Here is a 13,024-nt window from a genome sequence, read left to right as displayed (position 1 = left end):
TCCGCGGACCGGCCCAACGACGGACCCCGCCTCCGCCCACGGACCCGGACCGGCCCCGGACCGGCCCTCGCACCTGAGCCGTTCACGGCCCGCCCGGAGGTAGCGTCGTTCTCATGTATGCGATCACGATTCCCGAACCCGGTGGGCCCGAGGCGCTGGTGTGGGAGAAGGTCCCCGATCCCGTCCCCGGCGAGGGCGAGGTGCTGGTCGAGGTGGTGGCCGGCGCGGTCAACCGTGCCGACATCATGCAGCGGCAGGGTTTCTACGACCCCCCGCCCGGTGCCTCCCCCTACCCCGGCCTGGAGTGCTCCGGCCGGATCACCGCACTCGGTCCCGGGGCGACCGGGTGGGCGGTCGGCGACGAGGTGTGCGCGCTGCTCGCGGGCGGCGGCTACGCGGAGCGGGTCGCCGTCCCGGCCGGCCAGCTGCTCCCCGTCCCCGAAGGGCTCGGCCTCAAGCAGGCGGCGGCACTCCCGGAGGTCGTCTGCACGGTCTGGTCGAACGTCTTCATGGTGTCCCACCTCCGCCCCGGCGAGACGCTGCTCGTGCACGGCGGCTCCAGCGGCATCGGCACCATGGCGATCCAGCTCGCCAAGGCCGTCGGCGCCAAGGTCGCCGTCACGGCCGGTACGAAGGAGAAGCTGGAGCGCTGCGCCGAGCTGGGCGCCGACATCCTGATCAACTACCGCGAGCAGGACTTCGTGGCCGAGCTGAAGCAGGCCACCGGCGGCGCCGGCGCGGACGTCATCCTCGACAACATGGGCGCCAAGTACCTGGACCGCAACGTCAAGGCCCTCGCCGTCAACGGCCGGCTCGCGATCATCGGCCTGCAGGGCGGTGCCAAGGGCGAGCTGAACATCGGCGCCCTCCTGAGCAAGCGCGCCGCCATCAGTGCGACCTCGCTGCGCGCCCGGCCGCCGGAGGAGAAGGCGGCGATCGTCGCGGCCGTACGGGAACACGTCTGGCCGCTGGTCGACGGCGGCCATGTCCGTCCCGTCGTCGACCGTGAGATCCCGATGCCGGACGCAGCCGGCGCCCACCGGGTCGTGGAGGCCAGCGCCCACATCGGCAAGGTGCTGCTGATCGCGCCGTAGGACTTCCGGACGGCGGACGGCGGACGCCGGATGCCGGATGCCGGGTGTCCGCGGGCCTCAGCTCCGCCGCAGCCTGAGGCCCACGAACGCCAGCCCCAGCCCGAGCCCCATCAGGACCAGTCCGCTGCCCAGCGGCAGGATGCGCAGCATGGGCTCGGCGGAGCGCCCGGTGCCGGTGGCGGCGTTCGTCGCGGGCTGCCGCGACACCTCGGAGGGCACCGGGGCGGCGGTCTCCTGGGACTGGGCCGCCCGGCGGGTGGCGCGGGCCCAGGGGGCCTCGGATCCGTCCGTACCGCCTCCGGAGTCCGGGTCGGACCCGGTGTCCGCCGCGCCGGCGGGGGCCTTGTCCGGCTTCTCGGGAGCACCGCTCACACCGTCGCCGCCGGCGTCGCGTCCGCCGTCGCCCGGTCCGTCGTCCCGTCCACCCCACGGGTCCGCCTCCCCGGCCCCTCGGGGCCCCTCGCTCCGCTCCTCCGCTGCGGGCACCTCCCGCCCCGGCCGCTTGCGTCCTTCCCCGGGCCGGCTGCCGGCCCGGGAGGGCCCGGCGGAGGGCGGGAGCGACGGCTTCGCGGCCGAGGCGGAAGCCGAGCGGAAGGAGGAGCGGGCGGAAGTGGGAGCAGAGGACGCGGAGGAAGAGCGCGTGGTCGCGCGGGAGGGCGCGTCGGGCGGCCCGCCCAGTGCTTCCTGGCGTCCGCCCACCGCCCCGTCGGCGCCGTACGCCACCGACGTACCGAAGGGCGCCGCGACAGGGCCGTACGGCATCATCACCCCCGCTCCCGCCCCGGTCACCGCCCCTGTCATCACCCCGAGCACGACGCCCGCTCGCAGGGCGAGCCCCGCCCCTGTCGCCCCCGTTACACGTAGCCATGAAGTCACGACGGTGACCTCCCGCGCCGGCCGGTGCCCGTTCGCACCGTCGGCAAGATGGGCCGGATGGACCCCCACAGGCTCGCATTCCCCTGCACACCCGGCACTTCGGATTCCTCCACTCAGGGGGCGGCCAGGAGGCGGCCGGGGGAATGGCCCGGGGCAACCAGGGGGCCCCGAAGGTGTGCGGCGGACGTGCGAGAGAATGGCCGTATGGAGATGCCGAGGAACGAACGGTCGCCGGACAATCCGCAGGTTCTGGTCGTCGGCCAGGACGGCATGGCGCTCGGCGGGAGCACCGGGGACGAGGACTCCCGCGAGGTCCCGGTGACGGATCAGGTGGAGCAGCCCGCGAAGGTCATGCGGATCGGCAGCATGATCAAACAGCTGCTGGAGGAGGTGCGCGCGGCTCCTCTGGACGAGGCCAGCCGGGTCCGGCTCAAGGAGATCCACGCCAGCTCGGTGAAGGAGCTCGAGGACGGACTCGCGCCCCAGCTGGTCGAGGAGCTGGAGCGGATCTCGCTGCCCTTCACGGACGAGGCGACCCCGAGCGACGCCGAACTCAGGATCGCTCAGGCTCAGTTGGTGGGCTGGCTGGAGGGCCTCTTCCACGGCATCCAGACCACGCTCTTCGCCCAGCAGATGGCGGCGCGCGCCCAGCTGGAACAGATGCGCCGGGCCCTCCCCCCGGGCGTCGGTGACGGCGGCCACGAGGAGCCGCCGATGGGCGGCCGCTCGGGCGGCCCCTACCTGTAGTCGTCCGCTCGTCCCTGCCCCGCTGCGACAGGAACATACGAGAGGGGGCCGGCATCGATGCCGGCCCCCTCTCGTATGTTCCTGTGGACTCAGGCGTTCGGCGGGTTGCCCGTGGAGACGTCGAGCTGGATCTTGGGCATGTCCTCGGGGTCGACGTCCGTGCCGGCGGCGGGGAACTGGTTCATGACCGTGCCTTCGCCGTACGTGTTCTCGTCGACGGTGCGCACCTCGAGGTCCCAGCCGGCGGCCTGGAAGCACTCCTTGACCGACTTGATGTACTTGAACTTCAGCTTCGGGACCTGGATCTTGTCCTCGTCGTTGTAGGACTCCTGCGGGTCCGTGCACTCCTCCGGGTCGATCGTCTTGGTCGTATCGGGCCCGCGGTGGCCGGCCGCCTTGGAGGCCGACGCCGACACCGACGCGCTGACGCCCGGGTCGCCGCCCTTGTTGTTCTCGTCGCCGCCGCCGTTGGCCAGCAGGACCGCGAGCAGACCGCCGACGGCGAGGACGGACACGGCGATCGAGCCGATGATCACCGGCTTGTTGTTCCTGCCGCCGCCCGGTCCGCCCGAGCCCGAGGACTGGGGCGTCAGGTTGTAGGGCGGCGGCGTCGACGGACCGCCCTGCTGCGCGCCGTACGGGGGGTGGGGTGTCGCGTAGCCACCCTGCGGGGCGCCGTGCTGCGGATAGCCGTACGCCGGGGCCTGGCCCGACGGGGCCGGGGCGCCGTACGGGTTCGGGGTGTGGTGCCGGGGCGGGACCGGCGTGTACGGGGTCTGGACGCTGCCCGGGGCCGCCTGCGCCGACTGGTCGATGGGAGGGAACACCGCGGAGCCGACGCCCGCGCCGCTCTGCCCGTGCGTGCCGGGAACGATGCTCGGCGGGGCCGCCTGGAAGGACTGGCTCACCCGCAGGCACTCGCCGCGCATGGCCTCGGCGCTGGGGAAGCGCTCGTTCGGGTTCTTCTTCAGTGCGCGGGTGATCAGCGCGTCCACGGCCGGGGGCAGCGCGCGGTTGACCGAGGAGGCCAGCGGCGGCTCCTCCTGGACGTGCGCGTACGCGATGGCCAGCGGCGAGTCGGCGTCGAACGGAATCCGTCCGGTGACCAGTTGGAAGAGCATGATGCCGACCGAGTACAGGTCGGAGCGGGCGTCGACGCCCCGGCCGAGCGCCTGCTCGGGCGAGAGGTACTGCGGGGTGCCGACGACCATGCCGGTCTGCGTCATCGACGTCACGCCGGACTGCATGGCGCGGGCGATGCCGAAGTCCATCACCTTGACCACGCCGCGCTTGGTCATCATCACGTTGCCCGGCTTGATGTCCCGGTGGACCAGGCCCATCTCGTGGCTGATCTCCAGGGCGGCCAGCACGTCCGCGGTGATCTTCAGCGCCTTGTCGGCGGGCATCGCGCCCTGCTGCCGCACGTCCTCGTCGAGCACGGAGCCGAGCGGACGGCCCTCGACGTACTCCATGACGATGTACGGCGTCAGCATGCCCTCCACATCGTCCTCGCCGGTGTCGAAGACCGAGACGATGTTGGTGTGCGTGAGCTTCGCCACGGACTGGGCCTCGCGGCGGAAGCGTTCGCGGAAGGCCTGTTCCCTGCCGAGTTCCGTGTGCAAGGTCTTGATCGCGACCTGACGGTCGAGCACGCTGTCGTACGCGAGGTGGACCGAAGCCATGCCGCCCTGGCCGAGCAGGTCCCGCAGTTGGTAGCGACCGCCGGCGAGCGCCCGCCCCGCGTTGTGGCCCTGTGCGCCGTCCTGGCTCATGTTCCGCGTCCCCCGTAGCCTCTCCGGCGCTGCCGTCGGCGACCGATTCCTCGTAGATCCCATGCGCTATTCCCGGCCAAGTCTGCCCCAGGTCACTGACACGTCAAGCGTGGGGCCCGTTCCGTGACCGTACGGGACAGAAGAGTCGCGGAAGCGTTACAGGGGGCGTGGGGCCGGGCCGCCACCTGGCACACAGAATTTGCATGACGATACGGAATACGGGTTTCATGGCCGGTCCGTCTCGTGCCGGTCCCGGCGTCCCGTCCGGGACCGGAGGTCGGTGCGGAGGCTGTAGCGTGGCCGACGGAGACCGTGACAACACCGCGCGCACCGCGGGCAGAAACGACGGCGAGGACTGATGGCACAGCAGCAGCGCGCCCAGGGCCCGTCCGACCCCGAGGCGACTGGCGGCGGCATGTCGGACGCGCCGGACAACTGGGGCAACGGCGGAATTGTGGGCGACGGCCGTTACCGGCTGACGCACAGACTCGGCCGGGGCGGCATGGCCGAGGTGTTCGCCGCCGAGGACGTGCGCCTCGGGCGTACGGTCGCCGTCAAACTGCTGCGTGCCGATCTCGCCGAGGACCCGATCTCCAAAGCGCGGTTCACGCGTGAGGCGCAGTCGGTGGCCGGTCTCAACCACCACACGATCGTCGCCGTGTACGACTCCGGTGAGGACGTCGTGGGCGGCCAGTCCGTGCCGTACATCGTCATGGAGATCGTCGAGGGCCGCACGATCCGCGATCTCCTGCTCAACGCCGAGGCGCCCGGCCCCGAACAGGCGCTGATCATCGTCTCCGGCGTCCTGGAGGCGCTGGCCTACTCGCACCAGCACGGCATCGTGCACCGCGACATCAAGCCCGCCAACGTCATCATCACGCACAACGGCGCCGTGAAGGTGATGGACTTCGGCATCGCCCGCGCGCTGCACGGCGCGTCCACGACGATGACGCAGACCGGCATGGTCATGGGCACCCCGCAGTACCTCTCGCCGGAGCAGGCGCTCGGCAAGGCCGTCGACCATCGGTCCGACCTGTACGCGACCGGCTGCATGCTGTACGAACTCCTGGCGCTGCGGCCCCCGTTCACGGGTGAGACGCCGCTGTCCGTGGTCTACCAGCACGTGCAGGACGTCCCCACGCCCCCGTCGGAGGCCTCGGACGGCAGCCCGCCGGAGCTCGACGGGCTTGTCATGCGCTCACTCGCCAAGGATCCGGACGACCGGTTCCAGACGGCCGAGGAGATGCGCGGAATGGTCCAGTACGGGCTGCAGATGCTCTACGACCAGGGCGGCCACACGGGCACCTGGAACACCGGCCCGGTCGACATGCACGACGGCCGGCACACCCCGGCGGCGGGTTTCGCGGGCACGACGGCGATGCCGCACCCGGACGCCTCCGGCACCGCGCCCATTCCGAAGCCGATCCTCCCCAACCGGTACGGCGGCGGGGACGACGGCGGCTTCGAGGGTGGCGGCAACCCGGGCGACGGCCGCGGCAAGCTGTGGATTCTCGCGGTGCTCGCGGTGATCGCCGTCGTCGCGGGTGTCGCGCTGGCGCTGAACGGCGGTGGTGACAGCGAGGGTGACAAGAACCCGACCAAGTCGCCGTCCTCCTCGCAGACCACCGAGGAGGAGAAGCCCAGCGAGTCGCCGAAGGAGAACGAGGAGACCGAGGAGCCGGAGGCGCCGAACACGGACACCGGCACCGGCACCGGCAGCGGTTCCGGCGGCGGTGGCTGGGACCAGTCGTACAACCCGTCCCCGTCTCCGACGCAGAGCCAGACGGAGACCGAGGAGCCCACGGGCGCCCCGACGACGCCGACCGAGACCGGGACCGAGGAACTGCCGGAGACGGGCGGCAGCGAGGGCGGCAGCGAGGGCAGCAGTGAGGGCGGTACGGCCGACGGCGGCACGGAGGGCGGCACGGCCGACGGCGGCAGTGAGGGCGGCACGGCCGACGGCGGCACGGAGGGCGGCGCGGTCGACGGCGGGATCACCGGCGGCTGACCACGGACCACGGACCACGGACCACGGGCGGGCTTCGAGCCCGCCGCCCCACCCCGCGCGGAGCACGTCCGCGCGGGGTGACGTCGTGAACGGGCCGCCAGGCGCCCGCCTCACCCGGTGAACGCCGCGCGCACCGCGTCGTACTCCCGGGTCCACCACACCACCAGCGCGGCCGTGGCCGGGAACTGGGGGTCCGCGCGGGTGTCGCCGCGCTCGTAGTGCCAGCGGAGCATCCAGAAGTCGTTGAGGCGTTCCCACCACACCCGGTGCACCGCCGCGGCGAGCTGGGCGGGCGTGGCCCCCGCGCCGTGCCGGTACGCGCGCGCGTAGGACCGTACGCGCGGCAGGTCGAGGGTGCCCGAGGGCCGGACGAAGAAGATCGCCGCGGCGCGTACGGCCTCCTCCGCGCGGGGCCGCACACCGAGTCGGTCCCAGTCGACGATCGCCGCGGGCGTCCTCCCCCGGTACAGCACGTTGAACGGGTGGAAGTCGCCGTGCACCCACCCCACCGCGCCCCCGCGCGGAGGACGCCGGCCGGCGTGCCGCTCCAGGAGGGTCCGTCGTTCCAGGAGCCGGCGGCGGGCGAGGGCGTCGAAGGAACCGGCGGGGCGGTGCCGGCGGACGCGGCCGAGCAAGTCGTCGATGAGGGTGAGGGTGTCGGCCGGGTCGGCGCTCTCCGCCGGAGCGCCGTGGGTCCGTGCGTGGGCCGGCATCACGCGTTCCAGACCGGCGTGCACCGCCCCGAGCAGTGCCCCGAGCCGTGCGCACTGCCCCGGCGTGAGTTGCCCGCCGTGCCGGTGCCGTCCGTCGATCCAGGGGTGCAGGGCGTATGCGTGGCCGCCGACCACGGCGACCGTGCGTCCGTCCCGGGCGGGCAGCGGCGGGGCCACCGGCACGCCCAGTTCGGCCAGGCGCCGGGTGGCCCGGTGCTGGCGGACGATCGCGGCCGGATCGGCGGTCTCGGGGTCGAAGTGGTGCTTGAGGAAATAGCGGCCGTGGGTCGTCCGCAGGCGGTAGCCGCGGTTGAGCAGGCCTTCGTCGACGGGCTCGCAGGTCACCGCGGAACCGGCGGAGTACCGGCGCAGCAGGGCGCCCAAAGGGGGTGCGCAAGAAGCAGGGGGTGGTACACGTAAGCGCGACACGCGCCAGATGCTAGGGCACCGCGCGAGGCCGTGAGCTGCGCGTTGTCACAGTCAGTCGTTTACGGTCGCACTGTGTGCCCGATCCGCCGTCGGGCGGGAACCGGTCGGGGGTGCCGGGCGGCGGCCGGGTGGGGGGCCGGGCGGGTGGTCGAGTGCGGGACACGGCCCTTCCCGTGTCCGGGGTCGCCGGGATAACGTGCCGTTGCTCCGGCCTCCTGCAAAGCTGTGACCAGCGCTCCTTCCCGTCTTTCCGATTTACTTGGAAATCCAAGCAAAATCCCAGGTCAGGAAGGGTTTCACAGAAATGTGGCGCACTGGGTAACGTGCTATTTGCAGGTCGCTCGCCGGGGCACCTGTCACGCCTGTTCCCGGCCGGGCGGCACCCACCCCGTGCCCGTGGTCGAGAAGAGGTGAGCCTCCCCCAGGCTTCGACGAGCTGGAGGGGGACCCCAGACCTACCGGCAACCCCGGGGGTCGGAACGACGGAGGAGCACACGTGACCGTGGAGAGCACTGCCGCGCGCACACCGCGACGCAGCGCCGGAAGCGATGCCGGCGCCACCGGCACCAAGCGCACTACCAGCACCGGCACCAACGCCAAGAAGGCGGCCCCGGCCAAGAAGGTGACCCCCGCCAAGAAGGCACCCGCGGCGAAGAAGGCCACCGCCGTCAGGAAGACCCCGACGGCCGGGAGGGCCGGCGGCGTGAAGCCGCAGAGCGCCGCCGAACCCGGCCTCGTCCAGCTGCTGACGCCCGAGGGCGAGCGGGTCGAGAACGCCGAGTTCGACCAGTACGTCTCCGGCGTCACCCCGGAGGAGTTCCGCGGTCTGTACCGCGACATGGTGCTCACCCGTCGCTTCGACGCCGAGGCCACCGCGCTCCAGCGCCAGGGAGAGCTGGGCCTGTGGGCCTCGCTGCTGGGCCAGGAGGCGGCGCAGATCGGCTCCGGGCGCGCGCTGCGCGACGACGACTACGTCTTCCCGACCTACCGCGAGCACGGCGTCGCCTGGTGCCGCGGGGTGGACCCGACCAACCTGCTGGGCATGTTCCGCGGCGTCAACAACGGCGGCTGGGACCCGAACAGCAACAACTTCCACCTGTACACGATCGTCATCGGCTCCCAGGCGCTGCACGCCACGGGCTACGCGATGGGTGTCGCCAAGGACGGCGCGGACAGCGCGGTGATCGCCTACTTCGGCGACGGCGCCTCCAGCCAGGGCGACGTGGCCGAGGCCTTCACCTTCTCCGCGGTCTACAACGCCCCGGTGGTGTTCTTCTGCCAGAACAACCAGTGGGCGATCTCCGAGCCGACCGAGAAGCAGTCCCGCGTCCCGCTGTACCAGCGTGCGCAGGGCTTCGGCTTCCCGGGCGTACGGGTGGACGGCAACGACGTGCTGGCGAACCTCGCCGTGACCCGGTGGGCGCTGGAGCGGGCCCGCGCCGGTGAGGGGCCGACGCTGATCGAGGCGTTCACCTACCGGATGGGCGCCCACACCACCTCCGACGACCCCACCCGCTACCGCCACGACGAGGAGCGGGTTTCCTGGGAGGCCAAGGACCCGATCCTGCGCCTTCGCCGCTACCTGGAGTCCGCACACCACACGGACGCGGGATTCTTCGCGGAACTGGAGACCGAGAGCGAGACGTTGGGCAAACGAGTGCGCGAAGCGGTCCGTGCCATGCGGGACCCCGACCACTTCGCCATCTTCGAGAACGCGTACGCGGACGGACACGCCCTCGTCGACGAGGAGCGGGCCGCGTTCGCCGCCTACCAGGCGTCGTTCGCGGACGAAGACGGGGGTAAGTGACATGGCGGAGAAGATGGCTCTGGCCAAGGCGATCAACGAGTCGCTGCGCCGCGCCCTGGAGACGGACCCCAAGGTCCTCGTCATGGGCGAGGACGTCGGCAAGCTCGGCGGCGTGTTCCGGGTGACGGACGGGCTGCAGAAGGACTTCGGCGAGAGCCGCGTCATCGACACCCCGCTCGCCGAGTCGGGCATCGTCGGCACCGCGATCGGCCTCGCCCTGCGCGGCTACCGCCCGGTGGTCGAGATCCAGTTCGACGGTTTCGTGTTCCCGGCGTACGACCAGATCGTCACGCAGCTCGCGAAGATGCACGCGCGGTCGCTGGGCAAGGTGAAGCTCCCGGTCGTCGTGCGCATTCCCTACGGTGGCGGCATCGGCGCGGTGGAACACCACTCCGAGTCCCCGGAGTCGCTGTTCGCGCATGTGGCGGGCCTGAAGGTGGTCTCGCCGTCGAACGCGTCGGACGCGTACTGGATGATGCAGCAGGCCATCCGGAGCGACGACCCGGTGATCTTCTTCGAGCCCAAGCGGCGCTACTGGGACAAGGCCGAGGTCACCCTGTCCGACAGCGGCTCCGCCGCGGCCGAGGAGATCGCGGGCCCGCTGCACACCGCGCGCGTGGTCCGTGAGGGCACCGACCTGACGCTGGTGGCGTACGGCCCGATGGTGAAGCTCTGCCAGGAGGTCGCGGACGCGGCCGCCGAGGAGGGCCGCTCCCTGGAGGTGCTGGACCTGCGCTCGGTCTCCCCGCTCGACTTCGACTCGATCCAGGCGTCGGTGGAGAAGACCCGCCGTCTGGTCGTCGTCCACGAGGCACCGGTGTTCTTCGGTTCGGGCGCGGAGATCGCCGCGCGGATCACGGAACGCTGCTTCTACCACCTGGAGGCCCCGGTCCTGCGGGTGGGCGGATACCACGCCCCGTACCCGCCGGCCCGCCTGGAGGAGTCCTACCTCCCGGACCTGGACCGGGTGCTGGACGCCGTCGACCGCTCGCTGGCGTACTGAGGAGGGGGGAGAGGATCATGACGACGACGACACAGACGCCCGTGCGTGAGTTCAGGATGCCCGACGTGGGCGAGGGACTGACCGAGGCCGAGATCCTCAAGTGGTACGTCCAGCCCGGTGACACGGTCACCGACGGCCAGGTGGTGTGCGAGGTCGAGACGGCGAAGGCGGCCGTGGAACTCCCCATCCCCTACGACGGGGTGGTCCGCGCGCTGCACTTCCCCGAGGGCACCACGGTGGACGTGGGCACGTCCATCATCGCGGTGGACGTCTCGGGGGGCGCGGCCCCGGCGGCGGAGACCCCCGCAGAACCGGCTGCCGAAGCCCCGGCCGCCGGCCCCGCCGAGCAGCCGGCGGAAGCCGAACCGACGGAAGCCGAACCGGCGGCGGTCGGCTCGGGCCGCCAGCCCGTGCTGGTCGGCTACGGCGTGGCGACGTCCTCCACGCGCCGCCGTCCCCGCAAGGCCGCCCCGGACGTCCCCGCCCAGCAGGCGGCGGCCACCGCCGTACAGGCGGAACTGAACGGCCACGCGGCGGCACCCGCACCCGCACCGGCACCTGAGCCCGCTCCCGCGCCGGTCGCCGGAGGGCAGCGCCCGCTGGCGAAGCCGCCGGTGCGCAAGCTGGCGAAGGACCTCGGCGTCGACCTGGTGACGGTCACCCCGACCGGTCCGGACGGTGTCATCACCCGTGAGGACGTCCACGCGGCGGTGGCCGCCCCCGAGGCCGGACCCATGGCGCCGGAGCCCGGGGCACCCGCCCCGGCAGTCCCCGCCTCCGTGCCGGCTCCGACGTCGGCTCCGGCCCCGGTGTCGTACGACACGGCGCGCGAGACCCGTGTCCCGGTCAAGGGCGTCCGCAGGGCGACGGCGGCGGCGATGGTCGGCTCGGCGTTCACGGCCCCGCATGTCACGGAGTTCGTGACGGTGGACGTGACGCGGACGATGAAGCTGGTCGAGGAGCTGAAGCAGGACAAGGAGTTCGCGGGCCTGCGGGTGAACCCGCTCCTGCTGATCGCCAAGGCCCTGCTGGTCGCGATCAGGCGCAACCCGGACATCAACGCGTCCTGGGACGAGGCGGCCCAGGAGATCGTGCTCAAGCACTACGTCAACCTGGGCATCGCGGCGGCCACCCCGCGCGGCCTGATCGTCCCGAACATCAAGGACGCGCACACCAAGACGCTGCCCCAGCTCGCCGAGTCCCTGGGCGAGCTGGTGTCCACGGCAAAGGAGGGCAGGACGTCCCCGGCCGCGATGCAGTCGGGCACGGTGACGATCACCAACGTCGGCGTCTTCGGCGTCGACACGGGCACACCGATCCTGAACTCCGGTGAGTCCGCGATCCTCGCCGTGGGCACGATCAAGCTCCAGCCGTGGGTCCACAAGGGCAAGGTGAAGCCCCGTCAGGTCACCACGCTCGCCCTCTCCTTCGACCACCGCCTGGTCGACGGCGAACTGGGATCCAAGGTTCTGGCCGACGTGGCGGCCATCCTGGAACAGCCGAAGCGCCTGATCACCTGGGCGTGAGGGCCAGGAACCGAGTAGGTTCGTCACAGGAGGGGCGCCGCAAGTTGGAGTTGCGACGCCCCTCCTGCTGTGCCCGGGCTCAGACCTGGTGGAGCACGTACACCGGAGCGCCGTTCTCGGTCCCGCCCCGCGAGCGAATGCAGGCGTGCTTGCGCAGCAGCCGGAGGCATTCGTTGACACGGTGCACGGAAATCCCCGTACGGGCGGCGATCGACTCCAGCGGTTCGCGCAGCTCACCCTTCTCGACGAGCACCGGGGCGATCACCACGGCCACCGCCCACACGTCCTCGGTCACGGACAGCCGCTGCCGCCAGTCGGCCAGCACCGACTCGGTGGTGGGCAGCGCAGCGAGGTGGCCGTGGGGCGTCCGACGTTCGAGGACGAGGGTGTCGAACCGGTCCGCGATACGTTCCATCGCCCGGACCATGGCCTGGTGCACGACGAGGGTGGCCTGTTGCGTGGCCAGCATCTCCGTTTGCAACGCGATCGATTCGCGCTGTCCGCCGACCAACTCCTCATCCAGCTGGAGGTTGTGCGCTTCCAGCCGGACGATGGCCTCGGCGACCTGTTCCGGCATGGCGTAGGCGATGGGGGCACCAGGTTCGCCGGACTGCACCTCGGCCTCCGTCAAGGTGTAGTGACCTTCCCGCTGCACGGTCTCGATCACCTCGGCCACCCACTGCTTGAAGGGGGCGCAGGCCGGTTTGGTGCAGGCGTTGACGAGCAGGATCAGACCTTGGAGATCGATGAGTTGCAGGTCTCGTCGCCAGCTCCTACCTGCGGGAATGCTGAGACAGTGACTTCCAGTCACTGTCTCGAGATTGTCTCGGTGCTCCTTTGGGACATGGTCGAGGAGTGCCTTTCGGGGTGTGGTGTAGCCCAACCGCTTGCAGACGTCCACCGCCGGGAACCAGTGGCTTCCGTCCGGCATGGTCATTCTCCGGACCCGTTCTCCGGTAGCCGCGTACACAAAGTCGCTGACGTCGATCGCCTCGTGCTGCTCGGCAGAGTTCTGCCGTTTGCTCGGTTCGTTCATGCGAACCACCTCC

At 71.6% G+C, this 13,024-nt stretch carries 10 protein-coding genes; 6 read left to right on the top strand and 4 right to left on the bottom strand.

Annotated elements, in window-relative coordinates:
* The first annotated feature begins 113 nt into the window (after positions 1 to 113).
* Positions 114 to 1,094: an NAD(P)H-quinone oxidoreductase gene (locus tag ACFWVE_RS13725; protein WP_384012551.1), complete on the top strand. Its 981-nt coding sequence runs from the start codon at positions 114 to 116 to the stop codon at positions 1,092 to 1,094.
* Positions 1,095 to 1,151: 57 nt separating this feature from the next.
* Here ACFWVE_RS13725 and ACFWVE_RS13720 read toward each other — a convergent pair whose 3' ends face one another.
* Positions 1,152 to 1,895: a hypothetical protein gene (locus ACFWVE_RS13720; RefSeq protein ID WP_384012548.1), complete on the bottom strand. Its 744-nt coding sequence runs from the start codon at positions 1,893 to 1,895 to the stop codon at positions 1,152 to 1,154.
* A gap of 279 nt (positions 1,896 to 2,174) precedes the next feature.
* Here ACFWVE_RS13720 and ACFWVE_RS13715 point away from each other — a divergent pair, with 279 nt between their 5' ends.
* Positions 2,175 to 2,717, top strand: coding sequence for a bacterial proteasome activator family protein (locus ACFWVE_RS13715; RefSeq protein WP_384012545.1), 543 nt, complete (start codon positions 2,175 to 2,177; stop codon positions 2,715 to 2,717).
* 89 nt (positions 2,718 to 2,806) lie between these two features.
* Here ACFWVE_RS13715 and ACFWVE_RS13710 read toward each other — a convergent pair whose 3' ends face one another.
* Positions 2,807 to 4,489 carry a protein kinase gene (locus ACFWVE_RS13710; RefSeq protein WP_384012542.1) on the bottom strand — a complete coding sequence of 561 codons (1,683 nt, stop codon included), beginning with the start codon at positions 4,487 to 4,489 and terminating at the stop codon, positions 2,807 to 2,809.
* Positions 4,490 to 4,847: 358 nt separating this feature from the next.
* Here ACFWVE_RS13710 and ACFWVE_RS13705 point away from each other — a divergent pair, with 358 nt between their 5' ends.
* Positions 4,848 to 6,497 carry a protein kinase gene (locus ACFWVE_RS13705; RefSeq protein ID WP_384012539.1) on the top strand — a complete coding sequence of 550 codons (1,650 nt, stop codon included), beginning with the start codon at positions 4,848 to 4,850 and terminating at the stop codon, positions 6,495 to 6,497.
* Between the two features lie 110 nt (positions 6,498 to 6,607).
* Here the strand turns inward: ACFWVE_RS13705 and ACFWVE_RS13700 are convergent, their stop codons facing one another.
* A complete protein-coding gene (locus tag ACFWVE_RS13700) occupies positions 6,608 to 7,639 on the bottom strand; it encodes a phosphotransferase (protein ID WP_384012536.1) in 1,032 nt (343 codons plus the stop codon).
* A gap of 496 nt (positions 7,640 to 8,135) precedes the next feature.
* On the opposite strand from ACFWVE_RS13700, the gene pdhA reads away from it, so the two are divergent.
* Genes pdhA through ACFWVE_RS13685 form a run of 3 tightly spaced genes read left to right on the top strand, consistent with a single transcriptional unit; the run spans position 8,136 to position 11,975 of the window.
* A complete protein-coding gene (pdhA, locus tag ACFWVE_RS13695) occupies positions 8,136 to 9,446 on the top strand; it encodes a pyruvate dehydrogenase (acetyl-transferring) E1 component subunit alpha (protein WP_384012534.1) in 1,311 nt (436 codons plus the stop codon).
* Between the two features lies 1 nt (position 9,447).
* On the top strand, positions 9,448 to 10,449 hold the full coding sequence (locus ACFWVE_RS13690; protein WP_384012532.1) for an alpha-ketoacid dehydrogenase subunit beta: 1,002 nt from the start codon (positions 9,448 to 9,450) through the stop codon (positions 10,447 to 10,449).
* Between the two features lie 17 nt (positions 10,450 to 10,466).
* Entirely contained in the window at positions 10,467 to 11,975 is a 1,509-nt protein-coding gene (locus ACFWVE_RS13685; RefSeq protein WP_384012529.1) for a dihydrolipoamide acetyltransferase family protein, read from the top strand.
* A gap of 79 nt (positions 11,976 to 12,054) precedes the next feature.
* Here ACFWVE_RS13685 and ACFWVE_RS13680 read toward each other — a convergent pair whose 3' ends face one another.
* Entirely contained in the window at positions 12,055 to 13,011 is a 957-nt protein-coding gene (locus tag ACFWVE_RS13680; RefSeq protein WP_384012526.1) for a Bro-N domain-containing protein, read from the bottom strand.
* Positions 13,012 to 13,024 lie beyond the last annotated feature (13 nt).

Source organism: Streptomyces sp. NPDC058632 (genome assembly GCF_042717095.1).
Lineage (GTDB): Bacteria > Actinomycetota > Actinomycetes > Streptomycetales > Streptomycetaceae > Streptomyces.
The sequence above is the reverse complement of the archived record's forward strand: the minus strand, read 5'-3'. Positions and strand labels throughout refer to the sequence as shown.